The 14,837-nt window shown below is 71.5% G+C and carries 12 protein-coding genes; 6 read left to right on the top strand and 6 right to left on the bottom strand.

Annotated elements, in window-relative coordinates; all coding sequences use genetic code 11:
* Positions 1-103: 103 nt before the first annotated feature.
* Genes ADK66_RS24930 through deoC form a run of 3 tightly spaced genes read right to left on the bottom strand, consistent with a single transcriptional unit; the run spans position 104 to position 3,317 of the window.
* Complete coding sequence (locus ADK66_RS24930; RefSeq protein WP_053659326.1) at positions 104-928, bottom strand: aldehyde dehydrogenase family protein; 825 nt, start codon at positions 926-928, stop codon at positions 104-106.
* Positions 921-2,351 carry an aldehyde dehydrogenase family protein gene (locus ADK66_RS24935; RefSeq protein ID WP_053659328.1) on the bottom strand — a complete coding sequence of 477 codons (1,431 nt, stop codon included), beginning with the start codon at positions 2,349-2,351 and terminating at the stop codon, positions 921-923. The genes ADK66_RS24930 and ADK66_RS24935 overlap by 8 nt, the downstream gene beginning before the upstream one ends.
* 6 nt (positions 2,352-2,357) lie before the next feature.
* Positions 2,358-3,317 (bottom strand): deoxyribose-phosphate aldolase, encoded by a 960-nt coding sequence (deoC, locus tag ADK66_RS24940; protein ID WP_053659330.1) that lies wholly within the window; start codon positions 3,315-3,317, stop codon positions 2,358-2,360.
* Positions 3,318-3,451: 134 nt separating this feature from the next.
* Here deoC and upp point away from each other — a divergent pair, with 134 nt between their 5' ends.
* Both upp and ADK66_RS24950 read left to right on the top strand, forming a co-directional pair.
* Positions 3,452-4,084, top strand: a complete 633-nt coding sequence (gene upp, locus ADK66_RS24945; RefSeq protein ID WP_053659331.1) for a uracil phosphoribosyltransferase — start codon at positions 3,452-3,454, stop codon at positions 4,082-4,084.
* Between the two features lie 74 nt (positions 4,085-4,158).
* Positions 4,159-4,836 carry a GPP34 family phosphoprotein gene (locus ADK66_RS24950; protein WP_053659332.1) on the top strand — a complete coding sequence of 226 codons (678 nt, stop codon included), beginning with the start codon at positions 4,159-4,161 and terminating at the stop codon, positions 4,834-4,836.
* Positions 4,837-4,893: 57 nt separating this feature from the next.
* Here the strand turns inward: ADK66_RS24950 and ADK66_RS24955 are convergent, their stop codons facing one another.
* Together ADK66_RS24955 and ADK66_RS24960 are read right to left on the bottom strand one after the other, a co-directional pair.
* Complete coding sequence (locus ADK66_RS24955; protein WP_053659333.1) at positions 4,894-6,561, bottom strand: phospho-sugar mutase; 1,668 nt, start codon at positions 6,559-6,561, stop codon at positions 4,894-4,896.
* 47 nt (positions 6,562-6,608) lie between these two features.
* Positions 6,609-8,663, bottom strand: a complete 2,055-nt coding sequence (locus ADK66_RS24960) for a serine/threonine-protein kinase (RefSeq protein WP_053659334.1) — start codon at positions 8,661-8,663, stop codon at positions 6,609-6,611.
* A gap of 206 nt (positions 8,664-8,869) precedes the next feature.
* Here ADK66_RS24960 and ADK66_RS24965 point away from each other — a divergent pair, with 206 nt between their 5' ends.
* Together ADK66_RS24965 and ADK66_RS24970 are read left to right on the top strand one after the other, a co-directional pair.
* Entirely contained in the window at positions 8,870-10,453 is a 1,584-nt protein-coding gene (locus ADK66_RS24965) for a methylmalonyl-CoA mutase (RefSeq protein WP_053659335.1), read from the top strand.
* 448 nt (positions 10,454-10,901) lie between these two features.
* Entirely contained in the window at positions 10,902-12,161 is a 1,260-nt protein-coding gene (locus tag ADK66_RS24970; protein WP_053659337.1) for an amidohydrolase, read from the top strand.
* On the opposite strand, the gene ADK66_RS24975 is transcribed toward ADK66_RS24970, so the two are convergent.
* Entirely contained in the window at positions 12,118-13,080 is a 963-nt protein-coding gene (locus ADK66_RS24975) for a DUF4349 domain-containing protein (protein ID WP_197281632.1), read from the bottom strand. The two genes, ADK66_RS24970 and ADK66_RS24975, sit on opposite strands and share 44 nt — an antisense overlap.
* Positions 13,081-13,173: 93 nt before the next feature.
* On the opposite strand from ADK66_RS24975, the gene ADK66_RS24980 reads away from it, so the two are divergent.
* Both ADK66_RS24980 and ADK66_RS24985 read left to right on the top strand, forming a co-directional pair.
* Positions 13,174-13,803: an MBL fold metallo-hydrolase gene (locus ADK66_RS24980; protein ID WP_053659340.1), complete on the top strand. Its 630-nt coding sequence runs from the start codon at positions 13,174-13,176 to the stop codon at positions 13,801-13,803.
* A gap of 4 nt (positions 13,804-13,807) precedes the next feature.
* Positions 13,808-14,779: a hypothetical protein gene (locus tag ADK66_RS24985; RefSeq protein ID WP_053659342.1), complete on the top strand. Its 972-nt coding sequence runs from the start codon at positions 13,808-13,810 to the stop codon at positions 14,777-14,779.
* The last annotated feature ends 58 nt before the right edge of the window (positions 14,780-14,837 follow it).

A 14,837-nucleotide genomic window follows, 5' to 3' on the forward strand; every position in this document is an offset into this window, starting at 1 on the left:
CGGCCCAGGTCAGGTTTTCCGGGGGAGCCCGCCCACGCGGGGATCAAGCCTGACCGCCCGGAGTGGGCGGGCTCCCCCGGAAAACCAGAAGGCCGAGACCGCATCACACCCCCTTGGGGTGCCACACCGTCTTCGTCTCCAACAGAGCGGTCATCCGGGTCACGCCAGGATCGGCGGACCAGTCGACCTCAGTCGACGCCGGCCGGAGCACCCGCTTGAGGTTCTCCGCGGCCTTGACCTCCAGGTCGGTGGCGAGCGAGGAGTTGCTCACCCCGGTGAGGTCGATCGCGTTGACGTCCATGTGGGCCGCCAGCGTCGGCGCGGTTTCGGTGATCGCGCCGGTGAGGATGTTGACCACCCCGCCGGGCAGGTCGGAGGTGGCAAGCACCTCGGCAAGGGTCACCGCAGCGAGGGGCTCGGTCGCGGAGGCCGCCACCACCACGGTGTTGCCGGTGACGATCGCGGGAGCGACCACACTGACCAGGCCGAGCAGCGCCGGGCGTTCCGGGGCCACCACCGCGACCACGCCCGTCGGCTCGGGCGCGGACAGGTTGAAGTAGGGGCCGGCGACCGGGTTGGCGCCGCCGTACACCTGGGGGAGCTTGTCGGACCAGCCGGCGTACCAGACCCAGCGGTCCACAGCGGCGTCCACCTCGTCGCCGGGCACGCCCAGGGCGACGAACTGCTCGCGGCGGCCCTCAAGCATCTCGGCGACCCGGTAGAGGATCTGACCCCTGTTGTACGCGGTCGCGCCGGCCCAGCCCTTCACGGCGGCGCGGGCGGCGACCACCGCGTCCCGGGCGTCCTTGCGGGAGGCCAGTGACACATTCGAGGACTGCACGAGATACGACCGTCCCGACTCGCTGCGCGGGAACTTCCCGCCGATGAAGAGCTTGTACGTCTTGCGTACCGCGACCCGCTCAGACATTGAGGTAGCCCTCCAGCCCGTGCCGGCCGCCCTCGCGACCGTAGCCCGACTCCTTGTAGCCGCCGAACGGCGAGGTGGGGTCGAACTTGTTGAACGTGTTGGCCCAGACGACTCCGGCGCGCAGCCGGTCGGCCATCCACAGGATCCGGGAGCCCTTGTCGGTCCAGATGCCGGCCGACAGCCCGTACGGCGTGTTGTTCGCCTTCTCGACGGCCTCGGCAGGCGTGCGGAAGGTGAGAACCGACAGCACCGGCCCGAAGATCTCCTCGCGGGCGATGCGGTGCGCCTGGGTGACCCCGGTGAAGATGGTGGGCGCGAACCAGAAGCCCCGGTCGGGCAGCTCGCACGGCGGCGACCAGCGCTCGGCGCCCTCGGCGGCGCCGGCGTCGGACAGCTCGCGGATCCGCTCCAGCTGGGCGGCCGAGTTGATGGCGCCGACGTCGGTGTTCTTGTCCAGAGGGTCGCCGACGCGCAGGTGGGCCATCCGGCGCTTCAACGACTCCAGCACGCGGTCGGCCACGTTCTCCTGGACCAGCAGCCGCGAGCCGGCGCAGCAGACGTGCCCCTGGTTGAAGAAGATGCCGTTGACGATGCCCTCGACGGCCTGGTCGATGGGCGCGTCGTCGAAGACGATGTTCGCGGCCTTGCCGCCCAATTCCAGGGTGAGCTTCTTGCGGGTGCCGGCCACGGACCGGGCGATGGCCCGGCCGACCTCGGTGGAGCCGGTGAAGGCCACCTTGTCCACGCCGGGGTGCTCGACAAGCGCGCGGCCTGTGTCGCCGGCGCCGGTGACGATGTTGACCACGCCGGCCGGCAGGTCGGCCTGCTGGCAGATTTCGGCGAACAGCAGCGCGGTAAGCGGGGTGGTCTCGGCGGGCTTCAGGACCACTGTGTTGCCCGCCGCGAGCGCCGGAGCGATCTTCCAGGCCAGCATGAGCAGCGGGAAGTTCCACGGGATGACCTGCGCGGCGACCCCGACCGGCTGCGGGTTCGGGCCGAACCCCGCGTACGGAAGCTTGTCGGCCCAGCCCGCGTAGTAGAAGAAGTGCGCGGCGACAAGCGGCACGTCGACGTCGCGGGACTCCCGGATCGGCTTGCCGTTGTCGAGTGACTCCAACACGGCCAGCTCGCGGGAGCGTTCCTGGATGAGCCGGGCGATCCGGTACAGGTACTTGGCCCGGTCCCGGCCCGGCATCGGACCCCAGATCTTGTCGTACGCCGTGCGCGCGGCGCGCACCGCGCGGTCCACGTCCTGTGCGCCGGCCTCGGCGATCTCGGCCAGCACCTCCTCGGAGGCGGGGTTGATCGACTTGAAGTTGCCGCCGTCGGCAGGGTCGACGAACTCCCCACCGATATACAGCCCATAGGCGTTCTTGATTTCCACCACCGAGCGGGACTCGGGGGCGGGTGCGTATTCGAACATCGGCTCTCAGTCCAGTGTGAAGTAGTCGGGACCGGAGTAGGTGCCGGTCGTCAGCTTGGTGCGCTGCATCAGCAGGTCGTTGAGCAGGCTGGAGGCGCCGAAGCGGAACCAGTCGGGGTCGAGCCAGTCCGCGCCGACGGTCTCGTTGACCATCACCAGGTACTTGATCGCGTCCTTGGTGGTCTTGATGCCGCCGGCCGGCTTCACGCCGACCTGTCGCCCGGTGGCCTCGCGGAAGTCGCGGACGGCCTCCAGCATCACAAGGGTCACCGGCAGCGTCGCCGCGACCGGGACCTTGCCGGTGGAGGTCTTGATGAAGTCGCCGCCGGCCAGCATTGCCAGCCAGGAGGCGCGACGCACGTTGTCGTACGTGGCAAGCTCGCCGGTTTCCAGGATCACCTTGAGGTGGGCGTCCCCGCAGGCTTCCTTGGTGGCCACGATCTCGTCGTAGACCTCCTTGTAACGGCCGGCCAGGAACGCGCCCCTGTTGATCACCATGTCGATCTCGTCGGCGCCCGCCGCGACGGCGGCCCGAGTGTCGGCGAGCTTGACCTCCAGAGGCGCCTGGCCCGACGGGAAGGCGGTCGCCACGCTCGCCAGGTGCACACTGCTCCCGGCCAGCACCTCGGCGACGTACGGGACCATGGCCGGGTAGACGCAGACGGCCCCGACGTGCGGGCAGGACGGGTCGGCCGGGTCGGGGCGCAGCGCCTTGGCGGCCAGCGCGCGGACCTTGCCGGGGGTGTCCGCCCCTTCCAGGGTGGTCAGGTCGACCATGCGGATCGCCAGGTCGATGGCCTGCGCCTTGGCGGTGGTCTTGATGGAGCGGGTGCCGAGCTGCGCCGCCCGCTGCTCCGCGCCGACCTGATCCACGCCGGGAAGGCCGTGCAGGAAGGTCCGCAGAGCGGTCTCGGATCGTCCCAGCTCGGAGAGGTCCGACCGGGCCGACGTCGTTGTCGCCGTCATGTCTCGAAGTCTACGCACGGAACGACCCTGTGATTTTGCTCACGCCTCCCGGGCTGGGCGACCCGGGTGAGCGGCGTCGCTGGTCCGACCGCGCCCGCACCACCGCCGCGGTCCGCCCGGTAGGTTGAGCGATCGTGGACGTACACGTCATTGACCACCCGCTGGCCCAGTCCCGGCTGACCGCCATGCGGGACGCGCGCACCGATTCCTCGACGTTCCGGGCGGCGCTGCACGAACTGACCACCATGCTGGTGTACGAGGCGGCGCGCTCCTTCCCCGTCGAGCAGTACCCGGTGCAGACGCCGGTCACCGGCACTGTCGGCACCCGGCTGGCGAACCCGCCGCTGCTGGTGCCCGTGCTGCGGGCCGGCCTGGGCATGGCGGACGCCGCGCTCGGCCTGCTGCCGGAGTCGTCGATGGGTTTCGTCGGCCTGGCCCGCGACGAGGAAACCTACGAGCCGCGCGCCTACATGGAGTCGCTGCCCCGGGAGCTGGCCGGCCTGCCTGTGCTGGTGCTCGATCCGATGCTCGCCACCGGCGGCTCGCTGGAGCACTGCTGCCGGCTGCTTGCCGACCGCGGATGCACTGACATCACGGTGCTCTGCGTGCTCGCCGCGCCTGTCGGCATCGAGCGGCTGGAACGCTCCGGCCTGCCGCTGCGCCTGGTCACGGCCTCGATCGACGAAGGGCTCAACGACAGCATGTTCATCGTCCCCGGTCTCGGTGACGCCGGTGACCGCCAGTTCGGCGGCATGCCCCGGTTCTGACGCGCCACCCGGTCGGTGGTGGGTGCCGGCGGGTTCGCGCGCGGTGGTGCGCGAACCCGCTAGCGTGTGCGGCCATGACAGGTGTTGCGCTCGCCGAGGAGTTGCTGCTACTCGCCTACGACGACACGACCGGCAAGGCGACGATGCCGCGGATCAGCCTGGACCTGGGCATGGCCGCTGCGGTCCTCATCGAGTTGGCCCTGGCGGGCCGGCTCGCGTACGCCGACGGGGCACTGACGGTCGTCGACCCGACGCCCACCGGCGAGCCGGTCACCGACGAGGTGCTGGGCCGGATCGCCGCCGACACCCCGCACACCCCGGCCTCCTGGGTGCAGCGCCTGCGGCACGGCCTGCGCGACCGGATCCTCGGTGACCTGTGCCGGCAGGGCGTGGTGCGGGACGTCGACGAGACCGAGCTGGGCTTCATCCACGTCCACCGCTACCCAGTGGTGGACGCCTCCGTCGAGGCCGACACCCGGCAGCGGCTGACCGAGGCGCTGACCGGCTCGGTGGCACCCGACGAGCGGACAGCCGCACTGGCAACCCTGGTCGTGGTGCTGCGGATGGAGTCGGCGCTCGGCATGAGCGGCGACGCCGCCGCCGACGCCCGCCGGCGGCTGGAGGAGATCGCCACCGGCGCCGGCTTCTCCGGCGAGGTGAGCATCGACGACTCGGTGGTCCGCCCGTCGGTGGGCCTGGTCGTGGCAGCCCTGGGTCGGGCCGTCGACCAGGCGCTCGGTCCGCGCCGCTGACTGTTAGGAAGGGCCCCTTTCTATGCACCAGGCGTTAGTAAGGGGCCCTTCCTTGCACTAGAGGCCGAGGGCGGCTGCGATCTCGGCTCGGAGCTGCGCGATCGCCGCGCTGGCGCGGGCGCGTGCGGCGGTGACGTCGCCGTCCGGCACCGGCTCCACCACCTCCAGGTACGCCTTGAGCTTCGGCTCGGTTCCGGAGGGGCGGATCACCACCCGCGCGGTGGCGGTACGCAGGATCACCACGTCCGACTCCGGAAGCAGGTCCCGGACGCTGTCGACGGGCTGACCCAGCAGGACTGTGGGGGTGGCTGCCCGGATCCGGGCCATCGCGTCGGCGATCACCCGCAGGTCGTCCACCCGTACGGAGAGCTGGTCGGTGTGGTGCACACCGAACTCGGCGGCCAACTCGTCCAGCCGGTCGGCGAGCGTACGGCCCTGCGCCTTGAGCCCGGCGGCCAGCTCGGCCACGGTCAGCGCGGCAGTGATGCCGTCCTTGTCCCGGACGTGCGCGGGGGCGACGCAGTAGCCCAGCGCCTCCTCGTAGCCGAAGACCAGTGGCGCGCTTCCGCCACCCGCGCGGACGATCCACTTGAAACCGGTAAGGGTTTCGTCGTAGGGCAGGCCACGGGCCGCGCACATCGCCCGCAGCAGCGACGACGACACGATCGTGGTGGCGTAGAGCCCTGTCACGCCGCGTCGCATCAGGTGGTCGGCGAGCAGCACGCCCACCTCGTCGCCGCGCAGCATCCGCCAGCTCTGCCCGCCGTCGCGGATCACCACAGCGCAGCGGTCCGCGTCCGGGTCGTTGGCGATGGCGAGGTCCGCACCCGTCGAGTCGGCCAGCGCGATCAGTCGGTCCACAGCACCCGGCTCCTCCGGGTTGGGAAACGACACGGTCGGGAACTCCGGGTCGGGTTCGGCCTGGTCGGGGACCACACCGGGGACCGGAAAACCGGCCCGGACGAACGCCGCCGTGAGCACCGCGGCACCCACCCCGTGCAGAGGGGTGTACGCCACCGACAGGTCCCGTGGCCCGTCCGGGTCGATGACCGCTGTGGCGCTTTCGACGTACGCGGCGATCAGGTCGTCGCCGAGGACCTCGCCGGCCCGGCCCAGCGGCACATCGATGAGGGGGCCGACGGCCCGGATGGCGGCCTCGATGCCGGCGTCGGCCGGCGGCACGATCTGCGCTCCGGCACCCAGCTCACCACCCAACTCCGCGCCGAGGTAGACCTTGTAGCCGTTGTCCTGCGGCGGGTTGTGGCTGGCGGTGACCATCACGCCGGCCACCGCGCCGAGCTGGCGCACCGCGTACGCCAGCACGGGGGTGGGCAGCGGTCGGGGCAGCAACAGCGCCGGTCGGCCGGCGCCGGTGGCCACCTGCGCGGTGCGCTCGGCGAACTGCCGGGAACCGTGCCGGGCGTCGTACCCGATCACCAGGGGGCCGGTGCCGCCCTGGGCGGCGAGCCAGCCGACCAGCCCGGCGGCGGCCTGGGTGACCACGGCGAGGTTCATGCCGTTCGGGCCGGCCCGGAGCGGGCCGCGCAGACCCGCGGTGCCGAAGGTCAGCGGGCCGGCGAACCGGTCGGCCAACTCGGGGGCGCTCGCCGGCAGCCTGTCGATCACCGCCGTCAGCTCGTCCCGGGTGGCCGGGTCGGGGTCGTCGGCCAGCCAGCGCCGAGCTTGCTCGTGAATGTCGTCGATGTCAGAGGTGTCCGCCGCCATGCCCCTTGATAGCACGGCGGCGGATCAACGCTGTCGGTTCCCTCGGCTCAGCCGTCGCCGGTGAGCTGGAACGTCCGCACCATCTCGTCGAAGATCGGCTTGCTCTCGGCGAACTTGGTGTCGGTCGAGGTGAGGTAGAACGAGTACGCCTTGCCGTCCTGCGCGACGCCCCGCCAGATGCCGTGCCGCATGGCGTCGCCCTCACCGCAGGTGTACTCGAATTCGGCGGCCGGCTTGCTGGCCAGCTCGGTCTCGGTGGAGGCGATCTGGTTGTACGGCTTGACGCAGGACGTGCTCCTGGTCTTGAGGCCGTTCTCGGCCGTCTCGGCCCACCGGGTGGAGCTGCTGGACCACTTCTCGGTGATGATCCGCACCTTGCGACCGCTGTCCTCCGGGTCGATGTAGTCGGTGTACGAGCCGCCGGTGGCCTTCTTCCAGCCCTTGGGCACCATCACCTGGATGCCCCGCGCGACGTGCTCCTGCATCTCGACACTGGGACCGGCCGCAGCCGACGGGGTGGGCTGCGCCTGCGGGGCTGTCGGTGCGGGGTCGTCGCCGCCGGAGAACACCAGCACGCTGAGCAGCAGCACCAGTGCCAGCCCGCCGGCCGCGGCGAGCTGCACCTTGCGTGGCCAGCCCTTGACGGTGCCGACCAGCTGACCACCTGTGGCGCGGACCTTGTCGAGAGCGCCGCCGCTCGGCGCGGTGGACGGCGTCGTCCAGGGCTGACCGGTGCCGGGCACCGACCACTGGTTGCCGCCGCCGTAGGTGCCGCCGACGCGCTGGGTGGCCTCCGACCCGCCGTACGGGACCTGCTGGGTGGCATCGGCTCGGCTGCCGTAGGTGACCCGCTGGGTGGCGTCCGGGTGTGCGCCCGCGTCCACCCGCTGGGTGGCGTCGGCGTTGCCGCCGTAGGTGCGACCACCTGCGGGACGGCCGGCGGAGGGCATCGCGCCGGTGGGCGTGTGCAGCGGGCCGGCGAGCGCGTCGGCGCTCGTCTCGTCGAGCCCGGCGGCGGAGGCGGCGGCCGGCTGGGGGCGTTCGCCCTTGCGCAGCGAGGCCAGCCGGTCGGTGAGCGACTCGTTCGGGGCGAGCATGGCCCGGCCGCCGATCTGCTTGTCCGGCTTCGACTCCTGCGCGGCGGGCAGGGCGATCGGCGCGGGGCGCTGCTGCACCGGCACCACGGCGTACGGGTCGGTGACCGAGTGCACGGCGGTGGCGGTGCTGCCCAGCGGGCCGGCGAGCAGTTCGCGCAGCATCGCCCGGGAGGTGTGCACGTCCAGCCGCCGGGCCGGGTCCTTCTCCAGGAGGCCCATCAGCACCCGGGTCAGCGGGCCGCTGCGCTGCGGCGGGGCCGGCGGATCCTCGACAACCGCGTGCATGGTCTCGATCGGGTCACCCTTGTCGAACGGGGGACGCCCCTCGACGGCGGTGTAGAGCGTCACGCCCAGCGAGAACAGGTCGCTCGGCGGGCCGAACTCCTGACCCATGGCCCGCTCGGGCGAGATGAAGTGCGGCGAGCCGAGCACCATGCCGGGGGTGGTGAGCTGCACGTCGGTGGGCATCCGGGCGACACCGAAGTCGGTGAGCACGCAGCGCCCGTCGGTGCAGATCAGCACGTTGGCGGGCTTGACGTCGCGGTGCAGCACACCGATGGCGTGCGCGACCTCCAACGCGCCGAGCAGCGCGATGCCGATCTTGGCGACCGCGCGGGGGGCCACCGGCCCGTCCTCGATGACCATGTCGGCGAGGCTGCGGGCGTCCAGCAGCTCCATCACGATCCACGGGCGACCGGCCTCGGTGACCACGTCGTACACCTGCACCACGGCGGGGTGCTGGATGGCTGCGGCGGCGCGGGCCTCGCGCAGTGTGCGTTCGTACATGGCGTCGCGGTCGCTGGGGGCAAGGCCCGGGGGAAGGACCACCTCCTTCACCGCCACGTCGCGGCGCAGCAGGGTGTCTGTGGCGCGCCACACCGTGCCCATGCCGCCGTTGCCCACCGCGGACCGCAGCGAGTACCGGTCACCGATGGTGGTGCCGGGCGCCGCTCGTCCGCTGGCGGGACTTACCTGTCCGCCGCTCCACGTCGGGATCTGAGTCACAGAAAAGCCACCGGGGGAAATCGAGGGGGGCTGGGACACAACCCCCCTATCTTGCTGGTTCCGACGCCCGATGCGAAAGCCGACGCGGCGGACGTTTGGTGAAGTCGACAGATCGTGCTTGTCCGTTCACCTCCCGTCGACCGGTCGAGACGCAGTGTGCGGTATCCCTCACCCGGTGGGACGCCGACGCGCCATACCATCCGGAGATGAGCGAATGGCGGCCAAGCGAGTCCGGGTTTCCGATCAACGCCGTCTACACGGCGGCCGACCTCCCGGAGGACCTGGATTCCCGGCTGGGAGGCCCGGGCGAGTTCCCGTACACAAGGGGGGTCTACCCCACGATGTACACCTCCCGTCCGTGGACCATGCGCCAGTACGCCGGCTTCGGCACCGCCACCGAGTCCAACGCGCGCTACCACCAACTGTTGCGGGCCGGCACGATGGGCCTCTCGGTCGCCTTCGACCTGCCCACGCAGATGGGCTACGACTCGGACGACCCGATCGCGCACGGCGAGGTCGGCAAGGTCGGCGTGGCCATCGACTCCATCGAGGACATGCGGCTGCTCTTCGCCGACATCCCGCTGGACAAGGTCTCCACCTCGATGACCATCAACGCGCCCGGCTCGGTGCTGCTGCTGCTCTACCAGCTCGTCGCCGAGGAGAACGGGGTGCCGGGCGCCGCCCTCAACGGCACCATCCAGAACGACATCCTCAAGGAGTACATCGCCCGGGGGACGTACATCTTCCCGCCGAAGCCGTCGCTGCGCCTGGTGGCCGACACGTTCGCGTACTGCCGCAAGGAGGTGCCGAAGTGGAACACGATCTCCATCTCCGGCTACCACATGGCCGAGGCCGGTGCCACGCCCGCGCAGGAGATCGCGTTCACCCTGGCCAACGGAGTGGAGTACGTGCGGGCGGCGCTGGCCGCGGGGCTCGCCGTCGACGACTTCGCGCCCCGGCTGTCGTTCTTCTTCGTGGCCCGCACGACGCTGCTGGAGGAGGTGGCGAAGTTCCGTGCCGCCCGGCGGATCTGGGCCCGGCTGATGCGTGACGACTTCGGCGCCAAGGATCCGAAGTCGATGATGCTGCGCTTCCACACGCAGACCGCGGGCGTGCAGCTCACCGCCCAGCAGCCGGAGGTGAACCTGGTTCGGGTGGCGGTGCAGGGGTTGGCCGCTGTGCTCGGCGGCACCCAGTCGCTGCACACGAACAGCTTCGACGAGGCGATCGCGCTGCCCACCGAGAAGGCTGCCCGGCTCGCGCTGCGCACTCAGCAGGTGCTGGCGTACGAGACGGACCTGACGGCCACCGTCGACCCGTTCGCCGGCTCGTACGTGGTGGAGGCGATGACGGCTGAGATCGAGGCCGCCGCAGTCGAACTGATGGAGCGGGTCGCCGACCACGGTTCGGCAGTGGACGCCATCGAGGCCGGGTTCCAGAAGCGGGAGATCGAGCAGTCCGCGTACCGGATCGCCCAGGAGATCGATTCCAGCGAGCGCGTGGTGGTGGGGCTCAACCGGTTCACGGTGGACGAGGAGGAGCCGTACGAGCCGCTGCGGGTCGACCCGACGATCGAGGCGGCGCAGGCCGACCGGCTGGCCCGGTTGCGCGCCGAGCGGGACGCCGACGCGGTGACCCGTGCCCTCGCCGAGCTGCGGGCCGCCGCCGAGGGGTCCGACAACGTGCTCTACCCGATGAAGGAGGCGCTGCGGGCCCGGGCCACGGTGGGCGAGGTCTGCGGAACGCTGCGCGAGGTGTGGGGGCTGTACCGGCCCAGCGACCGGTTCTGACCGAGTCCCGATCGCCCTCGGGGTGTGCCGAAGCGACTTCGGGGGTACGCCGACCGGGTGCACCGTGACGCACATGGTGTGCGGTCACGGTTTGCCGTCGCATGTGAGCGTCCTAATCCGGTCGTTGCGGAGTGTGGTCGGTTAATTGTCGGAGTGTCAGTTCATCACCCCGACTAATGCGACAATTCGCGGCAAGGGCGTGTGAGTGGGACCCCCGCTCACTGTCGCCGGTTTTGATTACGCGTTGTAGGAGGTGAGGGGGCGGATGACAGCGTTCGACAGTGATCTACCTGCTGTCTCACACATCTCCGAGCGTCCTCAGCAGGGCATACGTGACGCTGCGCGGTCTGATCATCACCGTAACGAGGTTGCGCAGCGTCACCGCCGGAGGTCTAGGCTGTCTGCTGTCCCCGATGATCCATCCATCTCCAGTAATCGAGAATTCGACGTGACGAGTGCGTTGACGCTGCCCAATGGCGGCCAGCTGGCGTCGTCCTGGACGGACGCGCCGCCCGGTTCCCAGCCGCTGCCCCGCGACCTGGAGCACCTCCTCGCGCTCCGGGTACCCGGGCTGATCGCCACGCGCCGTCACATCCACTCGCACCCCGAGCTCTCCGGCACCGAGTTCGAGACGGCCGCCCTGATCGCGCGGGAGCTGTCGCTGGCCGGCCTGCAACCCCGGCTACTGCCCAAGGGCAACGGGGTGATCTGCGACATCAACGGCCGCCCGGACGGGCCTGTCGTCGCGCTGCGCGCCGACATCGACGCCCTGCCGCTGCACGACACCAAGGACGTGCCCTACCGCTCCACGGTGGAGGGCGTCTGCCACGCCTGCGGCCACGACGTCCACACCACGATCATGCTCGGCGTCGGCATGCTGCTGGCCCAGCTCGCCGACCTCGGAGAGCTGGACGGCCGGGTCCGGCTCATCTTCCAACCCGCGGAGGAGATCCTGCCGTGCGGCTCGCTTGAGGTCATCGAGGCCGATGGTCTGGACGACGTCGTGCAGATCTTCGCGCTGCACTGCGACCCGAACCTGCCGGTGGGCCAGATCGGCCTGCGCGTCGGCCCGATCACCGCGGCGGCCGACAACGTCACAGTCCGGCTCACCGGGCCGGGAGGGCACACCGCCCGCCCGCACCTGACCGTCGACCTGGTCGACGCGCTCGGCCGCCTGATCACCGAGGTGCCCGCCCTGGTCAGCCGCCGGGTGCCGGCAAACAGCGGGCTGCTGTTGGTCTTCGGCCACGCGTCGGCCGGCACCCGTTACAACGTCATCCCCTCCGAGGCGTCCGCCTCGGGCACCCTGCGGGTGATGGACCGGGACACCTGGGAGCAGGCGCCCAAGATCGTGGCTCAGGTGGTGCGGGACGTGATCGCCCCGACCGGTGCCACCGTCGACCTGGAATACCTGCGCGGTCGGCCGCCGGTGAGCAACGACTCCCGGGCCATCCAGGTGCTGACCGCCGCCACCACCGCCGCGCTCGGCCCGGAAGGCGTTGCCGAAACCCCGCAGAGCATGGGCGGCGAGGACTTCTCCTGGTATCTGGAGTACGTCCCCGGCGCCCTCGCCCGCCTCGGCGTGGGCCGTTCCGGCCCCAACGTCGACCTGCACCGCGCGTCCTTCGACGTGGACGAGCGGGCCATCCCGGCCGGCGTACGCGTCATGGTGCAGACCGCGCTGCGGGCACTGGCGGCGGCCCGCTGACCGGTGCAGTGAGCGCCGGGGTCTTCCGCCGCCTGCGCAGCACCAGCAGCAACACCACAAGCGGTACGCCGAGCGCCACCAGCCACGGCAGCAACGCCCCCAGCACGGTGAGCAGGACGGTCATCGAGGCGACGAACGCCTTCCAGCCGCCCTTCAAGCCGACCAGGAAGCCGGTCTCGGCCTTCTCGTCGCTTGTCTTCGCCGCCGGCCCGGCAAGCGAGACGGTGATCGTGGAGAGAGCCGTCAGGTCGGCCAGCCGCCGCTTCTTGGCCTCCAGCGAGGCCAGGTCCGCCTCCCGACGACCCAACTCGTTCTCCAGCGACACCAGGTCGGCGATCGAGGTGGCCCGGGCCAGCAGCCGGCGCGCGCTGTCCACACGCGCCCGCTGACTGATGATCCGGGCCTCCAGGTCGACGGTCTCCTCGGTGACGTCGCGAGTGTTGATGTCCCGGCTCTGCTGCCGGCCGAGCTTCGCGATCTCCTCCACCACCCCGGAGAACTTCGCCGCCGGCACCCGCAGTTGCAACTCCGCCTCGGCGTCCGCATCGGCGCTACGCCGCACGTCCCCGCCGATGAAGCCGCCGGCCCTGGTGACCACGGCGGTGACCTCGCGGGCAGCCGCGTCCACATCGGTCACCTGCACCCGCATCGCTCCGGTGTAGATGATCGCTCGCTGGTCGACCCGTAGGTCCGGAGCGCCGGCCCCGGCCGCCCCCTCCGCGTCGGTGCCGCTGTTCTTCTCCGCCGCTCCGCCCTCCGCGACGGCCCGCTCTGGCGCCGAGGCCGCCGAGTCCCGCGCGCCGCTGTCGTCGGCACCGCACCCCGCCATGGCCAGTGTCGCCGTGAGTGCCATCGCCGTCAGTAGTGCGCCGCGACGCCGTCCTGCCTGTCCGTCCATCCCCGCTCCCATCGTTGTCAGCTGGTGTGGCGATACCTCGGACGTGGCGCGCCCGCCGGCTGGTTCCGGCAGACTGCGCTGAGGACATCACGATTCGATAGTCGAGGAGTCACGATGCGGCTCACCAAGTACGCGCACTCCTGCCTCCGGGTGGAACACGACGGGGGAGTGCTCGTTGTGGACCCTGGGGTGTTCAGTGACCCCCAGGCGTTGGAGGGCGCGGATGCGGTGCTGATCACCCATGAACACCCGGACCACATGGACCTGGCAGCACTGCGTCTGCACCTCGACAGGCGGCCGGTGCCGATTCACGGGCCGGCCTCGCTCGCCGGCACCCTTGGCGACGCGGCCGAGGCGCTGAGCCCTGTCGCTCCCGGTGAGTCGTTCACCGCCGCCGGGGTCCCGATCCGCGCATACGGCGGGCGGCACGCGGTGATCCACCCGGACATCCCGGTGATCGACAACATCGGCTACCTGATCAACGACGTCGTCTACCACCCCGGCGACTCCCTCGTGGTGCCGGAGGAGACGCCTGTCGACACGCTGTTCGCGCCGATCCACGCCCCCTGGTCGAAGTTCTCCGAGGTCGTCGACTTCATCCGGGCGGTCGCCCCGCGCCGCGCGTACGCCCTGCACGACGCCCTGCTCAACGACAACGGGCTGACTGTGCTCAACCGGCAGTACTCGGCCCTGTCCGGCACCGAGTACCAACGTCTGGAGCCCGGTAGCCGGGTGGACGTCTGACGCGATGCCCGGCCCGTCCTCGGAGCTGGTGCAGCAGCTCTACCGCACCCCACCGGACCGGTTCGTGGCGGCCCGGGACGCCGCCGTGGCCGAGGCGCGGCGGGCCGGCGACCCGGGCACCGCCCGCCAACTGGCCCGGTTACGCCGCCCCACCGTCGCCGCGTGGCTGGTGAACCTGCTCGCCATCCACCGTCCCGAACTTGTCGCCGACCTGGTCCAGCTCGCCGACTCGTTGCGGGTCGCGCAGCGGGAGCTGCGCGGGTCCCGGCTGCGGGAGCTGTCGGCCCAACGTCGGGCGGTGGTCGGCGCGCTTGTCGCCGAGGTCCGCAAGCTCGCCGCGGCCGAGCCAGAGGCACCGCCGGCCAGCCGGCTGCCGCTGGGCGAGGTCGAGGCGACACTGAACGCGGCGCTCTCCGACACCGAGGTCGCCGAGCAGGTCCGGGCCGGACGGCTGCTGCGGTCGGCTCACTACGCGGGCTTCGGCGAGGTGCCCCGACCGCAACTGCGGCTGGTCACCGGCGACGACGACGAGCCAGAACCGGAACCTCGCCCCGTCGCCCAGCGCACACGCGCCGCAGGCCCTCGCGCCGACCCGGCCCGGGAACGTGCCGCGCAGGCCGAACGCGCGGCGCAGCGGGCGGCCCAGGCCGAGCGGGCACGGCGGCGTCGCGCACTGGACCGGGAACTGGACCGCGCCCACGCCGACCAGCAGCGGGCCGAGGCCGATCTGGCCGAGGCGACCGGGCAGGAGCAGGACGGGGTCGCCGTCCTCGACGGGATCGAGACCGAGCTGGCCGAGCTGGAGCGGCGGCGGGCTGTCGCGGAGCAGGATCTCAGCCGGGCACGGCTGGCCCGGCGGGCGGCTGAGCGGGCGGTGACTGTGGCCCGCCGACGCGCGGGCGAGGTAGAGGCCGCCGTCGAGGCGCTGGTGGCCGAAGAGGGGGATGCGGACGCGGGTGGTGGCGCGGCAGACTGACAATCGATGGACGACGACGAACGGGGCCGCCGCGTTCCGGCCGGGGCCGCCGCTGGCG

Source organism: Micromonospora sp. NRRL B-16802, from assembly GCF_001279555.1.
Lineage (GTDB): Bacteria > Actinomycetota > Actinomycetes > Mycobacteriales > Micromonosporaceae > Micromonospora > Micromonospora profundi.

What these genes read in the sequence shown, in the direction of transcription:
- ADK66_RS24950 (WP_053659332.1), top strand. Translation starts at nt 4,159, where the DNA reads ATGACAGGTGTTGCGCTCGCCGAGGAGTTGCTGCTACTCGCCTACGAC.
- ADK66_RS24985 (WP_053659342.1), top strand. Translation starts at nt 13,808, where the DNA reads ATGCCCGGCCCGTCCTCGGAGCTGGTGCAGCAGCTCTACCGCACCCCA.
- ADK66_RS24930 (WP_053659326.1), bottom strand. Translation starts at nt 928, where the DNA reads ATGTCTGAGCGGGTCGCGGTACGCAAGACGTACAAGCTCTTCATCGGC.
- deoC (WP_053659330.1), bottom strand. Translation starts at nt 3,317, where the DNA reads ATGACGGCGACAACGACGTCGGCCCGGTCGGACCTCTCCGAGCTGGGA.
- ADK66_RS24935 (WP_053659328.1), bottom strand. Translation starts at nt 2,351, where the DNA reads ATGTTCGAATACGCACCCGCCCCCGAGTCCCGCTCGGTGGTGGAAATC.
- ADK66_RS24980 (WP_053659340.1), top strand. Translation starts at nt 13,174, where the DNA reads ATGCGGCTCACCAAGTACGCGCACTCCTGCCTCCGGGTGGAACACGAC.
- ADK66_RS24955 (WP_053659333.1), bottom strand. Translation starts at nt 6,561, where the DNA reads ATGGCGGCGGACACCTCTGACATCGACGACATTCACGAGCAAGCTCGG.
- ADK66_RS24965 (WP_053659335.1), top strand. Translation starts at nt 8,870, where the DNA reads ATGAGCGAATGGCGGCCAAGCGAGTCCGGGTTTCCGATCAACGCCGTC.